At 50.9% G+C, this 19,151-nt stretch carries 19 protein-coding genes; 7 read left to right on the top strand and 12 right to left on the bottom strand.

The window, feature by feature from the left end:
* Positions 1–116: 116 nt before the first annotated feature.
* The 5 genes from ACMGDE_RS09505 to ACMGDE_RS09485 all read left to right on the top strand — a co-directional run bounded on the left by ACMGDE_RS09505 (position 117) and on the right by ACMGDE_RS09485 (position 7,145).
* Positions 117–1,181 carry an efflux RND transporter periplasmic adaptor subunit gene (locus tag ACMGDE_RS09505; RefSeq protein ID WP_436832549.1) on the top strand — a complete coding sequence of 355 codons (1,065 nt, stop codon included), beginning with the start codon at positions 117–119 and terminating at the stop codon, positions 1,179–1,181.
* Positions 1,182–1,192: 11 nt separating this feature from the next.
* A complete protein-coding gene (locus ACMGDE_RS09500; RefSeq protein WP_436832548.1) occupies positions 1,193–4,300 on the top strand; it encodes an efflux RND transporter permease subunit in 3,108 nt (1,035 codons plus the stop codon).
* Between the two features lie 4 nt (positions 4,301–4,304).
* Positions 4,305–5,606, top strand: coding sequence for a TolC family protein (locus ACMGDE_RS09495; RefSeq protein WP_436832547.1), 1,302 nt, complete (start codon positions 4,305–4,307; stop codon positions 5,604–5,606).
* Positions 5,607–5,685: 79 nt separating this feature from the next.
* Complete coding sequence (locus tag ACMGDE_RS09490) at positions 5,686–6,552, top strand: N-acetylglucosamine kinase (RefSeq protein ID WP_436832546.1); 867 nt, start codon at positions 5,686–5,688, stop codon at positions 6,550–6,552.
* Positions 6,553–6,626: 74 nt separating this feature from the next.
* On the top strand, positions 6,627–7,145 hold the full coding sequence (locus tag ACMGDE_RS09485) for a glutathione peroxidase (RefSeq protein WP_436832545.1): 519 nt from the start codon (positions 6,627–6,629) through the stop codon (positions 7,143–7,145).
* Between the two features lie 181 nt (positions 7,146–7,326).
* Here the strand turns inward: ACMGDE_RS09485 and ACMGDE_RS09480 are convergent, their stop codons facing one another.
* Positions 7,327–7,914, bottom strand: coding sequence for a thymidine kinase (locus ACMGDE_RS09480; RefSeq protein ID WP_436832544.1), 588 nt, complete (start codon positions 7,912–7,914; stop codon positions 7,327–7,329).
* A 183-nt stretch (positions 7,915–8,097) separates the two neighbouring features.
* Here ACMGDE_RS09480 and ACMGDE_RS09475 point away from each other — a divergent pair, with 183 nt between their 5' ends.
* The gene (locus ACMGDE_RS09475; protein ID WP_436832543.1) at positions 8,098–9,216 is read left to right on the top strand and encodes a DUF8457 domain-containing protein; all 1,119 of its coding nucleotides are present in this window, start codon (positions 8,098–8,100) and stop codon (positions 9,214–9,216) included.
* A 2-nt stretch (positions 9,217–9,218) separates the two neighbouring features.
* On the opposite strand, the gene ACMGDE_RS09470 is transcribed toward ACMGDE_RS09475, so the two are convergent.
* The 3 genes from ACMGDE_RS09470 to ACMGDE_RS09460 are packed head-to-tail and all read right to left on the bottom strand — an operon-like array spanning position 9,219 to position 11,543.
* Entirely contained in the window at positions 9,219–10,436 is a 1,218-nt protein-coding gene (locus ACMGDE_RS09470) for a hypothetical protein (RefSeq protein WP_436832542.1), read from the bottom strand.
* On the bottom strand, positions 10,423–10,983 hold the full coding sequence (locus ACMGDE_RS09465; RefSeq protein ID WP_436832541.1) for a hypothetical protein: 561 nt from the start codon (positions 10,981–10,983) through the stop codon (positions 10,423–10,425). The genes ACMGDE_RS09470 and ACMGDE_RS09465 overlap by 14 nt, the downstream gene beginning before the upstream one ends.
* A gap of 23 nt (positions 10,984–11,006) precedes the next feature.
* A complete protein-coding gene (locus ACMGDE_RS09460; protein ID WP_436832540.1) occupies positions 11,007–11,543 on the bottom strand; it encodes an RNA polymerase sigma factor in 537 nt (178 codons plus the stop codon).
* 159 nt (positions 11,544–11,702) lie between these two features.
* Here ACMGDE_RS09460 and ACMGDE_RS09455 point away from each other — a divergent pair, with 159 nt between their 5' ends.
* A complete protein-coding gene (locus tag ACMGDE_RS09455; RefSeq protein ID WP_436832539.1) occupies positions 11,703–12,890 on the top strand; it encodes a class I SAM-dependent rRNA methyltransferase in 1,188 nt (395 codons plus the stop codon).
* Here the strand turns inward: ACMGDE_RS09455 and ACMGDE_RS09450 are convergent.
* From ACMGDE_RS09450 to ACMGDE_RS09415, 8 genes are all read right to left on the bottom strand, one after another.
* Entirely contained in the window at positions 12,883–14,073 is a 1,191-nt protein-coding gene (locus ACMGDE_RS09450; protein ID WP_436833110.1) for an aspartate aminotransferase family protein, read from the bottom strand. The genes ACMGDE_RS09455 and ACMGDE_RS09450 overlap by 8 nt on opposite strands.
* Positions 14,074–14,098: 25 nt before the next feature.
* Positions 14,099–14,560 carry a hypothetical protein gene (locus ACMGDE_RS09445; RefSeq protein ID WP_436832538.1) on the bottom strand — a complete coding sequence of 154 codons (462 nt, stop codon included), beginning with the start codon at positions 14,558–14,560 and terminating at the stop codon, positions 14,099–14,101.
* A gap of 3 nt (positions 14,561–14,563) precedes the next feature.
* Positions 14,564–15,259, bottom strand: a complete 696-nt coding sequence (locus ACMGDE_RS09440) for a hypothetical protein (RefSeq protein WP_436832537.1) — start codon at positions 15,257–15,259, stop codon at positions 14,564–14,566.
* Positions 15,260–15,292: 33 nt separating this feature from the next.
* A complete protein-coding gene (locus tag ACMGDE_RS09435) occupies positions 15,293–15,838 on the bottom strand; it encodes an RNA polymerase sigma factor (protein WP_436833109.1) in 546 nt (181 codons plus the stop codon).
* Positions 15,839–15,862: 24 nt separating this feature from the next.
* Complete coding sequence (locus ACMGDE_RS09430) at positions 15,863–16,816, bottom strand: transketolase family protein (protein WP_436832536.1); 954 nt, start codon at positions 16,814–16,816, stop codon at positions 15,863–15,865.
* Between the two features lie 90 nt (positions 16,817–16,906).
* The gene (locus tag ACMGDE_RS09425; RefSeq protein ID WP_436832535.1) at positions 16,907–17,752 is read right to left on the bottom strand and encodes a transketolase; all 846 of its coding nucleotides are present in this window, start codon (positions 17,750–17,752) and stop codon (positions 16,907–16,909) included.
* Positions 17,753–17,835: 83 nt separating this feature from the next.
* Positions 17,836–18,507 carry an arylesterase gene (locus ACMGDE_RS09420; protein ID WP_436832534.1) on the bottom strand — a complete coding sequence of 224 codons (672 nt, stop codon included), beginning with the start codon at positions 18,505–18,507 and terminating at the stop codon, positions 17,836–17,838.
* A gap of 19 nt (positions 18,508–18,526) precedes the next feature.
* Positions 18,527–19,081 (bottom strand): NifU family protein, encoded by a 555-nt coding sequence (locus ACMGDE_RS09415; RefSeq protein WP_436832533.1) that lies wholly within the window; start codon positions 19,079–19,081, stop codon positions 18,527–18,529.
* Positions 19,082–19,151: the final 70 nt, after the last annotated feature.

Below are 19,151 nucleotides of genomic sequence, written 5' to 3'. Positions count from 1 at the left end.
TAGTGATACAGCGTCAAAATAGTTACCGATTAGCGTAGCTTTGGCGAACAAAAAGGCGTATTTTTATGTCTTAGCGAAGGGAGGGATGCCCGACGCCTATATTGCAGATACTTAAAATGAAGAAGAAATACCTATATATTGCGATAGCTGTTGCTGCCGTGGCCTTTGTGAGTTACCGATTGACCCGTCCAGACAAGGCTAAGGTAGCAGCGCCCACATCGGCAGCACCCGGGGCGGTGATGGAAGTGAATGGCATCGTGGTGACGCCGCGTACGTTTGCCAATACCATTACGCTGTCGGGGTCCATTGAACCGAATGAACAAGTGCAAATACGCAGTGAGGTATCCGGTGTGCTCAAGGAATTGGCTTTCAGCGAGGGGGCAATGGTAAAAAAGGGACAGCTGTTATTGCGCATTGATGATTCGGAGTTGCAAGCGCAGCTGATGCAGGCACAGACGAGCGAAAAGCTGGCGGAAGATAATGAAAACCGCGCGCGCTTATTGTTGGAAAAGGAGGCCATCAGCCAACAGGAATATGATGTAGCCCATGCCGATCATGAATCAGCTAAGGCCCAAACCGCATTGATCCGTGCCCAAATCGCGAAGACCAAGGTATACGCGCCGTTTAGCGGGAAGATCGGGCTTCGCTCCATTTCACAGGGCGAGTACCTGACGCCGACCACGGTGGTGGCGAATTTGCTAAGCATCAATCCGGTAAAGATCTTGTTTTCGGTGCCCGAGAAATACAGCAGTCAGATCAAGATCGGACAAGAATTGACTTTCAACGTCAGTGGCTCCGAAACGGATTACCGCGCTTCGATTTACGCCGTTGAGCCGGGCGTCGATGCGGCCACGCGAACCATTAGCATCCGCGCGGTGGCCGAAAATCCGGGAGAGCAGCTTTTTCCGGGTTCTTTTGCCCGCATTGAGCTGTCATTGAATCGGATAACGGATGCGATATTGGTGCCGACCGAGTCGGTGATCCCTGTGCAAAACGGCAAACAGGTGTTTTTATTGAAGAATGGTGTCGCCACGGCCACTGATGTGGAAGCGGAGAACCGTACCTCAACGGCGGTATTGATCACGGATGGGGTAAGCATCGGCGATACCGTATTGATTTCGGGTATTATGTCGCTCAAGGACGGTATGGCCGTACGTGCGCAGGTAGTTGAACAGGATTAAATCCCACGCTCATGAGTCTCTCCACCACTAGTATCAAAAGACCGGTTCTGACCATCGTCATGAACCTGATGCTGATTTTGTTCGGCATCATCGGATACACGTTTCTGGGCGTCCGAGAGTTTCCCTCAATAGATCCGCCGATCGTATCGGTGCGGACCAGCTATGCGGGGGCAAACCCCGATATCATTGAATCGCAGATCACCGAACCGCTGGAACGCTCGATCAATCAGATTGACGGTATCCGCAACATCTCATCGTCGAGCAGCCAGGGTTCGAGCCGGATCAATATTGAATTTCTCTTAAGCAAAGACCTGGAGGAGGCTACGAACGATGTGCGCGATAAGGTGTCGCAGGCGATGCGGAGCCTGCCGCAGGATATCGATGCCCCACCGGTCGTATCCAAGGCAGATGCCGACTCCGAGCCGATCATCGTGATGACCGTGCAGAGCGAATCGCGTTCGCCGCTTGACCTCGGTGACATCGCCGATAACGTTATTGCCCAGCGTTTGCAAACGTTGCCGGGTGTAAGCTCCGTACAGATTTGGGGCGAGAAGCGCTATGCCATGCGGTTATGGATCGACCCCATGCGCCTATCAGCCTATGGGCTCACCCCGCTGGATGTGCGCGACGCGCTGAACCGGCAAAACGTGGAACTGCCCTCTGGAAAAATTACGGGAGAAAACACCGAGTTGGCCATCAAAACCATCGGTAACCTGACGACGGAAGAAGAGTTTAATAATTTGATCATCCGGTCTGAAGGGGATCGGATCATCCGGTTTGGGGATATTGGCAATGCCGTGTTGGGTCCGGAGAATCTGGAAAGCGAATTCCGCGAATCGGGTGCCGTGATGGCCGCTATGGCCATCGTGCCGCAGCCCGGCACCAACTATATCGATATTGCCAATGCCTTTTATGACCGGTTTGATCAGCTCAAAAATGAAGTGCCGAGTGATATCAAGATGGAGGTGGCCATAGACAATACGCTGTTTATCAAACGGTCCGTGACCGAAGTGGCAGAAACCATTATCATCGCACTGATCCTGGTGATCCTCATCATCTTTGTTTTCTTCCGCGATTGGGGCATCGCATTCCGCCCATTGATTGATATACCGGTATCCTTGATTGCCACCTTTTTCGTGATGTACCTGTTTGGGTTTTCCATTAATGTGTTGACGCTCTTGGCCATTGTATTGGCCACCGGTTTGGTGGTGGATGATGGTATCGTGGTCACGGAAAATATTTATAAGAAAGTAGAGGAGGGCATGTCGCCGATCATGGCTGCCATCAAAGGGGCAAACGAAATTTTCTTTGCGGTCATCTCCATCTCCGTCACCTTGGCGGCGGTATTTCTGCCGGTGATGTTCATGGAAGGATTTGTGGGGCGGCTATTCAGGGAGTTTGGGGTGGTCATTGCGGCCGCGGTGTTGATCTCGGCTTTTGTATCCCTGTCGCTTACACCCATGCTCAACGCTTACCTGATGCGCAGCGGAGCTAAACATTCCAAATTCTATACCGTTACGGAACCGTATTTCGTGCGGATGACCACTGGTTATGCCGACTCGCTGCGCCGTTTTATGCGGATAAAATGGGTAAGCTTCCCGATCTTGGTTGTTTGTTTTGGGCTGATCGCCTGGTTTTGGGTTAACCTACGGAAGGAAACCGCGCCCTACGAAGACCGTAGCCTGCTGATGGCACGGGTAACCGCCCCCGAGGGGAGTACGTTTGAATATATGGATCGCTTCATGCTGGAGCTCACGCAATTGGTCAATGACTCGGTGCCCGAAAAAACGGTGAATATGGTGAACACATCGCCCGGTTTCTCCGGAACAGGATCGGCAAACACGGGGATGATGCGTTTAGGCCTTGTGCCTCCGGAAGATCGCGAACGATCTCAGGAGGAAATTGCAGAAGCGTTATCGAGACAGACCAGCAGGTTTACCGAGGCCCGTACGTTTGTATCCCAACAGCCTACGATCTCGGTCAGCAGAAGGGGGGGCATGCCTATTCAATACATCATTCAAGCACCCAACTTCGCCAAGCTGGAAGAGAAGATACCGGAGTTTATGAACCGTGCCACTGCCGATCCGACGTTTGTCAATGTGGATGTCGATCTTAAATTTAATCGGCCAGAGCTGAATATCAGCATTGATCGGGATAAGGCGCAGAGCCTCGGGGTATCGGTGTTGGACGTGGCGCAAACCTTGCAGCTTTCGTTGAGTGGACAGCGGTTTGCATATTTTCTGATGAACGGTAAACAGTATCAGGTGGTTGGCCAGTTCTCCGATGTAGACCGAAGCTCGCCCTTGGATTTGGCGACCATTTTTGTGCGCAGCAGCACGGGTGAATTGATCCAGCTCGACAATGTCGTGAATATGGAGGAGCGAAGCAGCCCACCGCAGTTATATCACAACAACCGCTTTATGTCGGCCACGGTGTCGGCGGCGTTGGCCCGTGGAAAAACCATCGATGAGGGGATCACCGCGATGGACCGTATCGCCGATGAGGTGCTGGATGATAGCTATTCTGTCGATTTGGGCGGTGAATCCCGGGATTTCAGAGAAAGCGGTTCCAACACCATGTTTGCCTTTGGCTTGGCATTGCTGTTGGTGTACCTTATTTTGGCGGCGCAGTTTGAGAGTTTCTTGGATCCGTTTATCATCATCCTGACAGTACCGATGGCGGTGGCAGGTGCGATGCTGTCTCTTTGGGTTGTCGGCGAATCATGGAATATCTTCAGCCAGATCGGTACGGTGATGCTCATCGGGCTGGTCACCAAGAACGGTATCCTCATTGTGGAGTTTGCCAATCAGTTGAAGGAACAGGGGAAACCCGTACGGCAGGCGATTATCGAAGCGGCCGAAGCCCGCTTGCGGCCTATTTTGATGACCAGTCTAGCCATTTCATTGGGCGCATTGCCCATTGCCATGGCGTTCGGGGCGGCGGCGACAAGCCGCATCGGGATGGGGGTGGTGATCGTCGGTGGTACGATGTTTTCATTGATCCTCACCTTGTATATTATTCCGGCGGTGTACATGATGTGGTCAAGGGAGCATAAAGCTAACCCGGAATTAGAAGAAGCCAAACGTATCGAGGAAGAAGTGATGGCGGGGGTCCATTAATTTTATGAAGAGACTTATTTATATTGTTTTTTTGGCTATTCCCTGTCTTGGAATGGCGCAACCTGAACTGACCTTGGAAGAAGCCATCGCGATCGCGCTGGAAAATAATTTTGATATTCGCCTGGTGGCTAAAGATGTCGCCATAGCGGAAAATAACGTGAACATCGGAAATGCCGGCATGCTGCCGGTCATCAGTGGAGACGTGTCTGCGGCAGCGGGTATACAAAATACGACGCAGACCCTGCTGGATGGGGAGGTCCGCGCATTGCGCGGGGCAAGGAACCGTTCGATGGCTTATGGAGCTACGCTGGATTGGACCATCTTTGACGGACTCCAAATGTTTACCCGATATGAGCAACTCAAAGAATTAAAAGCACTGGGCGATGCCAATTTAAAGGCCGCCGTATTGGCTACGGTGTATCAGGTCATCAGCAACTACTTTGACCTGGTGCAGCAAAAACAACTAATCAATGCCACAAGAACCGCATTGGAGTTGTCCGCTTTCCGCTACCAGACCGCGGAAAACCGCTATCAGATCGGCCGCGCATCTAAATTGGAGGTGTTGACGGCCAGTGTAGACCTCAATACCGACACGACCAACTTGCTTCGGCAGCGCGACCAATACCGAACGACGCAGATCCGGCTGAATGAGTTGCTGGCGCGTGATGTAAATGCGGATTTTGATGTTTTGGATACCATTATCATCGCAAACGACCTCCATTATGAAACGCTATCCCGATTGGCAAAAGAACTCAACCCGACGCTGCAGTCGGCGATCGTCAGCCATCGGGTCAGTCAGTTAGAACTGAAACGGGTTAAAGGCGAGCGGTACCCGGTGGTGAGCCTCTCGTCTGCTTATACCCGCTCGCAATCGAGCACGGAACTGGGATTTTCTACGCGATCCAGAAACAATGGGTTTAATTATGGCATTGCGGCGTCCATGAATATCTTCAATGGATTTTTGCAGCGCAGGAATGAACAGAATGCTGAATTTGCGATGGAGGCCGCCGAAATCGAGGTGGACCGGGTCACTAAAAATATCGAGGCCCAGCTGCTTGCCGCTTATCAGACCTATCTGATGAATTTGGACCTCGTGCGGCTTGAAGAGCGGAACAAGGATATTGCCGAGGAAAATATGAATATCACACTGGAAAAATTCAAACTGGGCAGCATCGCCCCGTTGGAATTTCGCGAAGCTCAGCGTAACTTTGTGGACGCCAGTGCCCGATACAGTACCGCTCAATACCAAGCAAAATTGGCCGAAATAACGTTGAACCAAATCGCCGGCGCATTGAAAATGGAGTGAGCGAAGAAAACTTGCATAACACTGCAATTTTAGCTAAGTTTGATCTCCTTGAAGGAAGCTGGCGTATAAATACGATTCAATGATATTAGTAGCAGATAGCGGTTCTTCTCAGTCGGATTGGATGTTGGCCCTGCCTGACGGCCAGCGGTTGGGATTTACGACCAAAGGGCTCAACCCGTTCTTTGTCAACGAACGGGATATTGCAAAAATAATCCAGAATGCGAAGGAAATCATGCCTTATGCGGATCGGATAACCGAAGTTTACTTTTTCGGGTCCGGCTGTACCAGTCCCGATAGGCGGGAGATCGTGTCCAACGCACTGTCACAGCTTTTTGTGAATGCGTTTATTTCGGTGGAAACGGACCTGGTGGGCGCGGCTTATGCGACCTGTGGCCGTCACAAGGGGTATATCGCTACGCTAGGTACCGGTTCTGACGTGAGCTTCTTTGACGGCCAGGAAGTATTCCCCACACGGCAGGGAATCGGGTATGTGCTTGGCGATGAGGGGTCGGGTGTTTGGTTTGGAAAGCAATTGGTCACCAAATTCTTATATGGGACGATGCCCGACGATCTTTCGGAGCTGTTTCAGACAAAATACCGCATAAACAAGGAAATTGTCATCAAAAACGTGTATCAGCGGGCCTCCCCTAATGTGTACCTGGCTTCATTCGTGCCATTTATGAGCGACCATGTAGACCACCCGTTTGTAGACGAATTGCTTAAGACCGGTTTTAGGGAATTTATCGCGACCAACATCAAGCTTTTTCCGGACTACCGGGATTATGTGTACCATTTCGTCGGATCCATTGCATTTCATTTTTTGGCGCAGTTGCGTGAGGTGGGCGAACAGCAGGGGGTCAAGATCGGTAAGGTACTGAGTCGTCCAATTGAAGAATTGTTTGATTACATCATCCAGCGTGAAAAGAATTATGAGATCCAGTTGTGAGTCGGGTGAAAAGTAAAGAGTAAAGAGTAAAGAGTAAAAAGTGAAATTTAGTATAACATCAAATAAATTGGGTTATGAAAACAATACTAATGTTAATGTTCGGGGCAGCGGTGATGACCATGCCAGCCGATAACGTGCATCAATTTGCCTTTGCGTCAATAGATGGTAAAGAGGTGAGCCTTTCGCAATTCAAGGGAAAGAAACTGTTGATCGTCAATACCGCCTCCGAATGCGGGTTTACCAAGCAGTATGCTGGTTTGCAGGAATTATCGGAAAAATATGGGGATAAGGTGGTGGTCATCGGGTTTCCCGCCAATAATTTTGGCGGACAGGAGCCGGGCAGCAATGAGGAGATCCAGGGTTTTTGCGAGAAAAATTTTGGGGTGACCTTTCCGCTGGCGGAGAAGAGCAGTGTAAAAGGAGATGATATATCCCCGCTATTCAAATACTTGACGAGTGGCGAGAACCCCGACTTTACGGGGGAAATTAAGTGGAATTTTGAGAAATTCCTGATTGATGAGGAAGGCAACCTTGTTCACCGATTCCGGTCAAAAGTGGAGCCGATGAGCGATGAGCTGATCAGCAAGCTGTAAATAAAAGCCTCCCGATGAGCGGGAGGCTTTCAAAACTAACCAATTATAAACCTAATTATGAAAAGTCGAACCTAAACCTATTTGACCTGATTTCCCAGGTTATATATTCTCTTAAACGCAAAAAAAACAGGTATAGTCTATCGGTCGGCGAAAAGTAGGGTATTAATCTCGTTCACGTTGTTCAGGGTTGATTGTTTTGCCCATAAAAGCAGGTTCGGCACCGCGGTTCATAGCTTTCCTTTTCGCCCAACAGCAGTTTTTGCTCATCTTTCGCGATGCGGTATGAATAATTTGCGGGCGCCCCGCAGCGCACACACACCGCATGTACTTTGGTGACATGCTCGGCGATGGCCATCAACGCGGGAACTGGCCCGAATGGCCGCCCCTTGAAATCCATGTCGAGACCGGCCACGATGACACGGACCCCCCGGTTGGCCAGTTCGTTGCAAACCGCTGGAAGCTCGTCGTCAAAGAACTGCGCCTCATCAATACCGACAACTTTTGTCGTGCTGCCCAATTGCAGAATGGCTGATGAGTGCGCCACCGGCATCGAGGGAATGCTGTTGCTATCATGTGAGACAATGACACTAGTGTGGTATCGGGTGTCAATCGCTGGCTTAAAGATGTTGACATCGAGCTTGGCAAATTGTGCGCGGCGCAGCCTGCGAATAAGTTCTTCGGTCTTCCCCGAAAACATGGATCCGCAGATGACTTCGATGCTTCCGTATGACGCATCACGACGTACTAACCGGTCTTCCGAAAATAACATAGGCAAATATCCGTATTTAATGTTGATTTCGAGGTGTGGAATCGACGCGTTTGGGATGGAAACTCCGGCAATATACTTATTATTTGTATATCAATGGCATTTTAGCTAAGTTTGACTAATTATTATGGGATGCCTTTAGGGGCTGAATCACCCGTTCTAATAGCACAAAATACTTTTCTTGATATGGCGACAAAAAAGCAGATTTTAGCAAAAATAACGGAGTTACTTAACGATATCAATGACCAGTATCGGCAGTTGGAAAGTGAAGGGGGCGAGCAGGCTGATGACCTGAAGGGGGACCTGTTTGAAGCCACAGTGAATTATTTTGCGGCACATGCGACCTTGTACAACAAGCTGCTCAAACGTGATGCACCTGTACAGGCAGCGGCCCTCGCTGCTCCGGAAACGGAGGCAGCTGTCGCGGCCACATCGGTAGATGACATAGAAACGGAAGACGACGCTCCGGTTTCGCAATGGGATGAGCCAGGCGCAGACACCATAACCTTCACCCCGCCGATTGAAGCGGAAGCGGAACAGGCGTCGCATGCGGCACAAATCGAAGAGGTAAGTGCGGACGATGAGGCAGAAACTGCTCCCGAAGAGATCGGCATGACGGATGAAGAAGGCGACATGACCGTAGCGGAGGAGGTGCACGACGAGGCGGCTGAAGTGGAAGGTTATGAAGACGATGAGGCGGATATCGACGCTGAAGAGGAGGTTGCCGACGATATGCGCCAAGATGAGGCCGAACCGGAGGAAGAAGACCAAACGGACGAAGCATTCGATCAAGATGATACGGAGGAAGATCTCGTTGAATCAACGGGTGAAGGAGATGACACCGTTTATAACGAAGTGGTCCATGAGGTGAACATCGCCGAGAAGGAAGTAACGTTGCCGCCGGATGATTTACCACAGCCGACACCGCAACCTGCGGACACTCCAACGGCTGAAGAACCCGAGAAACCCACGCGCCCACTTAGTCTTAATGAGCTCATTTCTGCGCAGCGGAAAGCGGGAACGAGCGGCGCCAGTTCACTTTTTGCAGCCCGAAGCGATGATGGTGAACGCGTTGCCGACATCAAATCAGCCATCAGTCTCAATGACAAACTACTGTTTATCAAGGACCTGTTCAACGGTTATAGCTTAGCCTACAGCGAAGCGATCGAATTGCTCAACCGCTATGACGATTTTGCATCGGCCGATGCCTTTTTGCAGGCGAATTATGCCAGCAAAAACAATTGGGCCGATAAGCAAACGACGGTAGATAAGCTGTATGCGATCATGCGGAAGCGGTTTGGATAACGCTATTTCAGCGTGACGCTTCCGTATTCAGTGCTGATGTTCAGCGAGTTATCGCTGCCGCTATTCCAGTGGCCGGTGTAGCTTTTCGTGGTGTTGTCCTCCACCTTATTCGCTATTTTGATGCGGCTTTGATCATAGTCAAATCCGCCGTATTCGATCGCTACGCGGAAACGGAATGCGGCATCAGCGGCCGGTTTGATGTGCACACCGGAATAAGAAGCCGATATATTGGCTCGTTGGATGGCCGCGCCAAGTCCCATGTTAAATCCGCCACTGTATTCCAGGTCAACGTTGGCCTCCCGGTTCACTTTCCCGATTTCACTTCCGCTGGTATAGCTGAGGGTCAACTGAAGCCTTTCGGCCTCCGCGAGGGTAAACCCGCCGTATTCTACCGATACATCGCCTTCGTTGAGGTACGCAATATTGGCTTTGGAATAGGCAATCGCTAACGAATTATCGCGTGCATTCAACCGGCCGGCATTCAAACTGCCGTAATTTACGGCGATAGCCACCTTGCCATCACGGTCGCCCACCTCGATGAGTCCATAACGGTTGGCAAGCGCCAGCTCATTTGCTGTTGGCATGTACACTTCGTAGTCGATCCGCAGTGCGCGGTTCGTACTGCCGCCGACCAGGGAAGACCACCAATTGGAATCGCCGGGGGCGATATGTGTCTTAAAGGAGATGTTGCCCGCGGAAACGGACTCGTTGATGCGGACACGGTCAAGTGCTGCCTGTGCGTCGCTTTCTGACTTTTCAGCGGTTTGTATCCGCACGGTTACTTTTACCTCATTGCGGTTCCAATTGTGTATGGTGATTTTGCCATAGCGATTATCGATACTGACTTTGTGGTTGCTGTTTACGGGATACGCTTTCTCGATTACTTTTTCCTTTTGGACGGTGAAAGCATCATCGTTACTGCGCGCTTCCCAGAGCTGTTCCCAATCGATCTGGGAGACTTTGCCTGCCACTGTCGCGGCAATGGCCTCACTTTGGCGTGCGACTTTTTGTACCTCCGCTTCCGATAAGGCGACTAGGTTTTCTGTATCGCGACCGATGGCTTCCCAATCGATGCCTTTCATGGCACTGGTCACTTCCTCGCTGATGCCCGCGGCCAATTGGGTGATGTGTTTGACACGGTGCGGGGTTGTTTGCGCCCATGCCGCCGTGATGGGCGACAGGGACATCATGACAAATGCAATGCGGTTAAATCTGTTCATGCTGGGTTTGCTTCGTTTTGGTTTGATTCATGTAGTTCAATATTTCCATTTGCTGACTGAGCACGTCGATCTGTGCTTGAAGGTTGCGGATCATGGCTTCTAACGTCAGCTCCTTATTGGGGCTTTTCGCAAATTCCTGTTTCAGCGTTTCGTAGCTGACTTCCATTTGGCTGAGTGTTTTCGAAAATTCACCATGCAGTGCGGGATCTGACGCGGCGATGTATGCGATTGAATCCTTTTTCTGGTCGACCAAGGCCGCGTAAGCCCGTTGTTCGGCGGCGAGCTGCGGATTGATGCGGCTGTAGTCTTCGTATGCATGCCGTTTGCCGTAAAAATAGATGACGATACCCGCTGTGCCGATGAGTAGGGTAACCGCCGCGACCTTGAGTACTTGCATGACCCATATCTTCCGGATGCGGCTTGGATGCGGCGCCGATTCCCGTTGGTCCAGCTCCTTTTCGATTCGCTGCCAAAGGTCCACCGGTGGGTCTACCTGGTCAAATGCAGCCTTGTTTTCTGTCATGAATGCTTTCAAATCCTTCTTCATTTTTTCTCCTGTTATGACGCCTGTCAATTTGCCAAACAATCAAGCAGTTTTCGCTTTCCCCGTAGAAATTGACTGCGGGAAGTCGCCTCACTGATCTGCAAAATGTGTGCTATTTCTTCGTGATCGTATCCCTCCAATAAGTATAAAGTGAGCACGATCCGATAGCCATCCGGCAGTTCGTTGATGGCATTTTTGATCGCCTCTACTCGCCATGCGACGTCGTTCTCGTCGAATGGTTCCTCCGCCAAATCATGCTCCGCTGTAAGCGGTTGCAGGGCTAGTTTCCGTTTGCGTAGGCTAGATATCGCTTTATTGACCACGATTTGCTTCATCCATAGCCCGAACGTACTGTCTTGCCGGAAACTTTCCAAGCGGGTGAATGCATCGACGAATGCTTCCTGCAATACATCTGCGGCTTCGGCCTCATCCTGTACGATGCGGAGCGCTGTATTGTACATCGCTTTCGCATATAAATGGTATAGTTTGAATTGAGACTGGCGGTCGCCGCGCTTACAGGCCGTTATCAACTCATGATGCTTGTCATTGAATGAGGCTTCCAATTAATTGCTTATTTCTATGGTTCTACAATCTCGTCATTCCATTAGCCCGTTTTTCCATTCACCAACCGTTTGATGAATAGACGCGGCTAATGTAGCACGCGTTGCACCCGGGAAAGAAAAAATAATCATTATTTTGCAAAAAGGGTATTTTTGCAGCAAATGCATACCATACAACTCAAAAAAGGCAAGGACAAAGCCGCATGGCAGCTCCATCCTTGGGTGTTTTCCGGAGCCGTTGCGGGCACGGTGGGTACCCCTCAAAATGGTGATATCGTGCAAGTGATCAATGATGCGCATGAATTTGTGGCCTATGGACTGTTCAATGGGCAATCGCGCGTAGCCGTGCGGCTGGTCGAATGGGATGCCGAGCGGTTTCCGGACGAACAGTGGTGGCGTGCCCGGATTCGCGGGGCGGTACAGTCCAGAAAACACCTGTTAGACGCACCTGACACCAATGCGTTGCGGCTTATTTTTGCCGAGGCAGATTTCTTGCCGGGGTTAATCGTCGATAAATACGCCGATTTCCTTTCGCTGCAAGTACATGCTGCCGGTATCGAACAGGTGAAAGCGATCGTCGTGGATGAGCTCAACAATGTGCTCCGGCCTGCTGGCATTTACGAACGCAGCGATGCCAATGCGCGCGCGCATGAAGGATTGTCCCTGACAAACGGGCTGCTATCGGGCGTTCATCCGCCGGAATGGGTGGAGATCGTAGAAAACGGTCTTCGCTATGGGGTCAACATTGCCGAAGGGCAGAAGTCGGGCTTTTACTGCGATCAGCGCGATAACCGCTTGCTGACGGCACGATACGCAAGGGGTAAGCGCGTACTCGATTGTTTTTGCTATTCAGGAGGCTTTTCGCTAAACGCCCTTGCCCATGGTGCAGCCGAAGTGGTCAGCGTAGACAGTTCAGCACTAGCGATGGAAACCCTGCAGATGAATAAAGCATTGAATGATTTGGATGCCGCAAAGCACATCAGCATACAGGCTGATGTCAATAAACAGCTCCGCGCATTTGCCGATACCGGAGAGCGGTTTGACCTGGTGATCTTGGACCCGCCCAAATACGCGCCCTCGCGTTCAAGCCTCGACAAGGCTGCCCGGGCTTATAAAGAGTTGAATAGACGGGGACTGCTGCTGTTGGAGCGCGGCGGACTGCTCGCGACGTTTTCCTGCTCTGCGGCAATGGATATGGCTACCTTCAAGCAGGTACTGGCCTGGGCGGCATTGGATGCCGGCAAGGAAATCCAGTTTATCCATCAATTCACCCAGCCCGAAGACCATCCGGTACGGGCGTCTTTCCCCGAAGGGGAGTATTTGAAAGGCCTATTGTGTCGGGTTATTTGACTACGGCATCGATGGCCGCGAGTATTACTTGGCAAGCGCTGATTATTTCTTCGTCGCTGATGGTCAGTGGGGGGGCGATGCGCAACGCCGTTTCGCAGTGAAGAAACCAGTCAATGATGATGCCGTGGTCCGCACAGTACCTGCTGACGCGTTCTACTTGCTCGAAATTGTCCAATTGCACGCATAACATCAGCCCGATACCCCGTATTTCGCGGATAGCGGGATGTTGTAGGTATTGGCGGAATAATTGGGCTTTCCGTTCGACTCCGTCTACCAGGTGCTCATCCAATATCACGTTGAGTGATGCGAGGGCTGCGGCGCAACTCACCGGATGGCCGCCAAAGGTAGTGATGTGCCCCAGTATGGGGTTTTCCTTGATGACATCCATTACCGCTTTGCTGGCCACGAACGCCCCAATGGGCATGCCCCCGCCCATCCCTTTGGCCAGTAGCAGGATGTCTGGCACGACACCGTCATGTTCAAAGGCAAACAGCTTGCCGGTACGGCCGAAGGCGGTTTGTATCTCATCAAAAATAAGCAAGGTGCCCGTTTCGTCGCAGCGTTTGCGTATGGCCTGCATATAAGACACATCCGGAACGCGGATGCCCGCCTCGCCCTGTACCGCCTCCAGAATAACTGCCGCAGTGGATGTGGTGATCTTGTCGATATCGGCCAGTTCGTTATAACGGATGAACGTAATATCGGGTAGGAGCGGGGCATATGCCCGATGGTATTCGGGGTTGCCGATCAGGCTCAAAGCTCCCTGCGTACTACCGTGGTAGGCGTTTTCGGCCGCGATGATTTCGCGCCGCCCGGTAAACTTTTTGGCGATTTTCATCGCGCCCTCAGTGGCTTCCGTTCCTGAATTAGTGAAATAAACCGAATGGAGCGAATCAGGGAGCACGGAGAGGAGCTTAGTGGCCAAGGCTACCTGAGGCACCTGCACAAATTCGCCATATACCGTCACATGCAGGTAGTGATCGAGCTGCTTAGAAATGGCCTCAAGCACCTTGGGGTGTCGATGTCCGATGTTGCTCACCGCAAAGCCGGAGACCAGATCCATGTACCGCTCACCGTTGGGTCCGTAAAGGTAAATGCCCTCCGCGCGCTCGACTTCGATCAGTCGGGGCGAATGCGAAGTTTGGGCGGTATTCAACAAAAAAAGCTGCCGATTACTAAGCATGGATACGGGTAGGGATTTGTTGCTGTTAATGATCGCGCCGCCGCTGCTGCAGTTCACGCATCAGGTAGTTGCGGAATTCTTCTTCCACCGCAAAAAAGCGCGAAGCCCGGGCTTGCCCAACAACATTAGCGAACCGCTTCCGGTAGATTTTCTTTACTTCCAGCTCCTTGGCATCAAATGCCAGGACATCCCGGTTGGCCGGATTGAGGGTACTGCTGGGAACCTTTTGACTCCCCAGGGATTGCTTGCCCTGTAAGCCTCTGCTACGCCGTTCGTGCTTCAGCGTCGATATCTCTTTATAATACTGATTGTATATCGGAAAAAACGCCTGAGCTTCGGACGGTGTCAGGTTCAATTCTTTGGTAATGAATGCAATTTTCTCTGCCTCGATCCGTTCGAAACGCTGCGCCCTGCTCTCCTGTGCCGTTGCGAAGGCGGCGGCAAACAATAGTATGATAGCGGTAAGATACTGTTTTATGACGATCATTTTTTACAGCGTATGATTAAGGTATGCTTCAATATCATCTTCACTCAACCCTTCACCGATACTACCTTCATCGAAATCATCCAAATGTTCAGTGATATAGATCATATCATTTGCTGTTCCATAAAGCTCCAAGTAATTGAGTATTTCTTGGTCAGGCACCGAACCCAATTGGCTGCTATTTGCCGTGTCGTTTGCTGAATTGAAAAACAAAACAGCGCTTGCCGCCAAGGCGATGCACGCCGCGGCGGCGTATGCCACCCATTTCGGCTGACGGATGCTGCGGATGGGGGTTGCCTGATCGGCTGTCCGCTCAGCAAGGGTGCTTTGCAAGCCATCGAAGTAAGCAGCCGGAACGGTAAATCCGGTTTCCTCCGCCTGCCTGCGAAGGGTTGCGCCAAGCAATAGCTGCTCTTCCAGTTGACCAAAATACCCTTCGGGAGTGGTAAAACCAGGTTCACTGACGGCATCCCTGAGTTTTTGTTCGGCAATCTGAGCGGTTATGCGGTCCGTTAGCTGATCGAAATAACCGGAAGGTACCACCCATGCCGTCTGCGCACCTTCCCCGTCGCGTTGCCGCCGAAGGATACGTTGATGCAGTCCATCAAAATAACCATCAGGAACCGTAAATGGATTCACACGCAACGCGTCTGGCAACTCGTGGGCCGCATCAACAGGATGATATGTGTGTTTTTCCTTCATGGTACTCCTTAGATGTTTTTGTTACGCGAAGGTTTAATCGTTTGCCTCGAAAAATTGAGCGATCTTCTTTACTGCCAAATGATAAGATGCTTTTAATGCGCCCACGCTGGTACCCACGATATCTGATATTTCTTCGTACTTCAAATCATCAAAGTATTTCATGTTAAAAACCATGCGCTGTTTCTCCGGAAGTGTCAGGATGGCTTGCTGTAATTTCAATTGTGCTTGATTTCCGTTGAAATAAGGCGTATCGGTCAGCGAATCGGCCAGATAAGCTGAACTTTCATCATCCAACGAAACATTCTGCCGCTGCTTTTTTTTGTTCAGGAACGTGATGCATTCATTGGTAGCAATGCGGTAAAGCCAGGTATACAACTGGGCATCTTCCCTGAAATTCTCCAGATTTTTCCACACTTTAATGAAGATGTCCTGCACCAGGTCATCCGCATCGTCATGGTCAATGACCAAGCGCCGCACATGCCAATAGATTTTTTGCTGGTATTTTTTCAGCAACAGCGCAAACGCCTCGTCCCGTGTACGGCTATCCGCAAATTTCTCCAGTATCTGGGCGTCTTCCATCATGCGCTGAACCTGTCCCGGCGATTATTTCCGTTTGATTACGCGTTGGACCGCCGCGATGATATTGGCGGCATTCAGTCCATATTTTTCCATCAGTTGCGCCGGCGTGCCGCTTTCTCCGAAGCTGTCGTTTACTGCGACGTATTCTTGCGGAGTGGGATTGTTTCTGGCGAGTACCTGCGCGACGCTATCTCCAAGTCCGCCGAGTCGGTTATGCTCTTCTGCGGTAACCACACAGCCGGTTTTCGCCACGGATTTCAAGATGGCTTCTTCATCCAGCGGTTTGATGGTGTGAATGTTGATGATCTCCGCGTCGATGCCCATTTCGGCCAGTTGCTCGCCGGCCAATATCGCCTCCCATACCAGGTGGCCGGTAGCGAAAATACTCACATCGCTGCCTTCATTGACCATCCAAGCTTTGCCGATTTCGAATTTTTGGTTCGGATCGGTGAAAATGGGGACCACCGGCCGACCGAAGCGCAGGTATACCGGTCCGTGGTGGTCGGCGATCGCGATGGTGGCCGCTTTTGTTTGATTATAATCACAGGGGTTGATGACGGTCATGCCCGGCAACATCTTCATCAGTCCGATATCTTCTAAAATCTGATGGGTTGCGCCATCCTCTCCGAGTGTCAGGCCTGCATGGGAGGCACAGATCTTAACATTTTTGTCCGAATAGGCGATGGACTGCCGGATCTGATCATAAACGCGTCCTGTGGAGAAATTGGCAAAGGTACCCGTATACGGGATCTTGCCGCCAATGGTTAGTCCGGCAGCGATGCCCATCATATTGGCTTCGGCGATACCGATCTGGAAAAAACGCTCAGGAAATTCCTTGATGAAATCATTCATCTTGAGCGAACCCACCAAGTCAGCGCAGAGCGCCACCACGTTTTCATTTTTCCGGCCGACTTCCAGCAAACCCGCACCAAAACCCGAACGCGTATCTTTTTTATCTGTATAGGTGTATTTTTTCATTTTAATCTAATCGCTAATGCCCAGTGTCTAATGTCTCTTGTCTAACGTCTAACGTCTCTTGTCTAACGTCTCTTGTCTAACGTCTCGTATCTAATAATCCCCAAGCGTTTCTTCCAATTGTGCCAGCGCGGAAGCCAACTGCTCATCATTGGGCGCTACCCCATGCCATTTATGAGAGCCCATCATAAAGTCCACGCCATAGCCCATTCCGGTTTTCATGAGGATGAGTACAGGCTTTCCTTTTCCGGTGCGTGACTTGGCCGTTGTCAATCCGGCCAGTACCTCGCCCATCACGTTGCCATTCATTTCGAGCACATCCCAACCAAAAGCTTCCCATTTTGCACGGAGATTGCCGAGGGATAATACGTCTTCGGTCGCCCCATCGATCTGCTGCCCGTTGTAATCAATGGTTGCGATGAGATTGTCTACCTTATTGTAAGGTGCATACATAGCCGCCTCCCAAATTTGTCCCTCCTGCTGTTCACCATCTCCCATCAACACATATACCAAGTGGTCATCATTGTTCAGCTTTTTGGCACGGGCGGCGCCGATGGCGACAGAAAGCCCTTGCCCCAGTGATCCGGAAGCGATGCGTATGCCCGGTAGCCCTTCGTGGGTGGTGGGGTGTCCTTGGAGGCGTGAATTGATCTGGCGAAATGTCGCCAGTTCGCTTACCTCAAAATAGCCTGCACGGGCAAGCGCACTGTAAAATACAGGAGAAATGTGGCCATTTGATAAGAAAAAGATGTCTTCTCCGATACCATCGATATCGAATCCCGATTTTCGCTCCATTGCACTGAAATACAGTGCTACAAAAAAATCCGTACAGCCCAGTGATCCACCGGGGTGGCCGGATTGACAGGCATGAACCATCCGTACGATGTCTCGCCTGACCTGTGATGCAATTTTCTCTAATTTCGTGATGTCTTCGCTCATTACAATATGGTTATTATCGATTTTGGTGCTAAAGTTAAGGATTTTACCGATGATAATGGAATGAATTTGGAAATGGCGGGTTGCTAAAGCATGGGTTGCAGGGTTTGCCAAACGGTATTGGCAACGATTTGATGCCCCTGCTCATTCGGGTGGATGCCGTCTTCCAGATTGAGGTCTGTTTCACCGGCTACCCGGTCGAGGAGAAAAGGTACAAAGGCCATATCATTGGCTTCGGCCAACTTCGGAAACATGGCAGAAAAAGAACGCCCATATGTGCCGCCCATGCTCGGCGGAACCATCATTCCCGCAAGTATCAACCGGCAATCGGGATATCGTTGTTTGACCTTGTCAATGATGCTTTGCAGATTTTTGTACGTCTCTTCGGTCGGGATGCCCCGAAGGCCGTCGTTAGCACCCAGTTCGAGCACAAAGATGGTTAACGGTTCATTGAGTAACCAATCAATACGCTCATTACCCGCTGCCGATGTTTCGCCGCTCAGGCCGCCGTTGATTACCCGATAAGGGAGCCCCAAGGAATCGATTCGCTGTTGGATCAGTCCGGGAAAGGCCAAATCCGAATCTTCCAGGCCATGCCCGGCGGTAAGGCTAGTGCCGAAAAAAAGAATGTTTGCGGGTTTTGCTGTTGAGGGGGTCTTTGTTGCGGTGGTGTCGGCCGCACGATCATCTTCGGTCTTGGGCTGCGGAGACCCACAAGCCATGATCAAGCAGAGAACCAACCAACTGTATGTGCGCATCGGCGGATTAAACATACCGTTACATGGCTTCGGCTACCACTTCTTGTACCTCGGGCACCATGCGTTTCAGCAGTCCTTCTATACCGGCTTTCAGGGTAATGGTAGAGGAGGGGCAGCCGCTGCACGATCCGCGGAGTTCGACAAATACGGTACCCTCGTCAAATGACTTATAGCTGATGGCACCCCCATCTTGCTCAACGGCGGGCCGCACATAGTCGTGCAGGATTTGCTGGATCTTGATCTCGGTTTCGGAACCTTCAAAGTTGACATCTTCGTCTACCGCCACTTCCTGCACTTTCAGCTCCGACTCCACGGCACCTTTTACGAAGTCTTTGAGAATAGCCTCAATATCTTCCCACTCGGCATCGTCAGTTTTGGTGATGGTCACAAAATTACTGGCGAAGAAAACACCATTCACAAAGTTGAATTTGAAAAGCTCCCGTGCAAACGGGGACGATTGCGCCTTTTCCCGGTCTGGGAAGTCCAAACTGCCATTGACTAAGAGCTTATTGACCAAAAACTTCATGGTCGCCGGATTCGGCGTATATTCGGTATACACGTTAATAGTAGCCATCTGATATACTGTTTTTACAAAGATATTAATATTCCCTAAGAATAAGGGTCAGCGTTTCGTCAAAGGTTAC

The organism is Parapedobacter brassicae, from assembly GCF_051400755.1.
Taxonomy (GTDB): Bacteria; Bacteroidota; Bacteroidia; order Sphingobacteriales; family Sphingobacteriaceae; genus Parapedobacter.
The sequence above is the reverse complement of the archived record's forward strand: the minus strand, read 5'-3'. Positions and strand labels throughout refer to the sequence as shown.

Excerpts from the sequence above, each read along its gene's own strand:
- ACMGDE_RS09505 (WP_436832549.1), top strand. The coding sequence starts at position 117 with ATGAAGAAGAAATACCTATATATTGCGATAGCTGTTGCTGCCGTGGCC.
- ACMGDE_RS09500 (WP_436832548.1), top strand. The coding sequence starts at position 1,193 with ATGAGTCTCTCCACCACTAGTATCAAAAGACCGGTTCTGACCATCGTC.
- ACMGDE_RS09495 (WP_436832547.1), top strand. The coding sequence starts at position 4,305 with ATGAAGAGACTTATTTATATTGTTTTTTTGGCTATTCCCTGTCTTGGA.
- ACMGDE_RS09490 (WP_436832546.1), top strand. The coding sequence starts at position 5,686 with ATGATATTAGTAGCAGATAGCGGTTCTTCTCAGTCGGATTGGATGTTG.
- ACMGDE_RS09485 (WP_436832545.1), top strand. The coding sequence starts at position 6,627 with ATGAAAACAATACTAATGTTAATGTTCGGGGCAGCGGTGATGACCATG.
- ACMGDE_RS09480 (WP_436832544.1), bottom strand. The coding sequence starts at position 7,914 with ATGTTATTTTCGGAAGACCGGTTAGTACGTCGTGATGCGTCATACGGA.
- ACMGDE_RS09475 (WP_436832543.1), top strand. The coding sequence starts at position 8,098 with ATGGCGACAAAAAAGCAGATTTTAGCAAAAATAACGGAGTTACTTAAC.
- ACMGDE_RS09470 (WP_436832542.1), bottom strand. The coding sequence starts at position 10,436 with ATGAACAGATTTAACCGCATTGCATTTGTCATGATGTCCCTGTCGCCC.
- ACMGDE_RS09465 (WP_436832541.1), bottom strand. The coding sequence starts at position 10,983 with ATGAAGAAGGATTTGAAAGCATTCATGACAGAAAACAAGGCTGCATTT.
- ACMGDE_RS09455 (WP_436832539.1), top strand. The coding sequence starts at position 11,703 with ATGCATACCATACAACTCAAAAAAGGCAAGGACAAAGCCGCATGGCAG.
- ACMGDE_RS09450 (WP_436833110.1), bottom strand. The coding sequence starts at position 14,073 with ATGCTTAGTAATCGGCAGCTTTTTTTGTTGAATACCGCCCAAACTTCG.
- ACMGDE_RS09445 (WP_436832538.1), bottom strand. The coding sequence starts at position 14,560 with ATGATCGTCATAAAACAGTATCTTACCGCTATCATACTATTGTTTGCC.
- ACMGDE_RS09440 (WP_436832537.1), bottom strand. The coding sequence starts at position 15,259 with ATGAAGGAAAAACACACATATCATCCTGTTGATGCGGCCCACGAGTTG.
- ACMGDE_RS09435 (WP_436833109.1), bottom strand. The coding sequence starts at position 15,838 with ATGGAAGACGCCCAGATACTGGAGAAATTTGCGGATAGCCGTACACGG.
- ACMGDE_RS09430 (WP_436832536.1), bottom strand. The coding sequence starts at position 16,816 with ATGAAAAAATACACCTATACAGATAAAAAAGATACGCGTTCGGGTTTT.
- ACMGDE_RS09425 (WP_436832535.1), bottom strand. The coding sequence starts at position 17,752 with ATGAGCGAAGACATCACGAAATTAGAGAAAATTGCATCACAGGTCAGG.
- ACMGDE_RS09420 (WP_436832534.1), bottom strand. The coding sequence starts at position 18,507 with ATGCGCACATACAGTTGGTTGGTTCTCTGCTTGATCATGGCTTGTGGG.
- ACMGDE_RS09415 (WP_436832533.1), bottom strand. The coding sequence starts at position 19,081 with ATGGCTACTATTAACGTGTATACCGAATATACGCCGAATCCGGCGACC.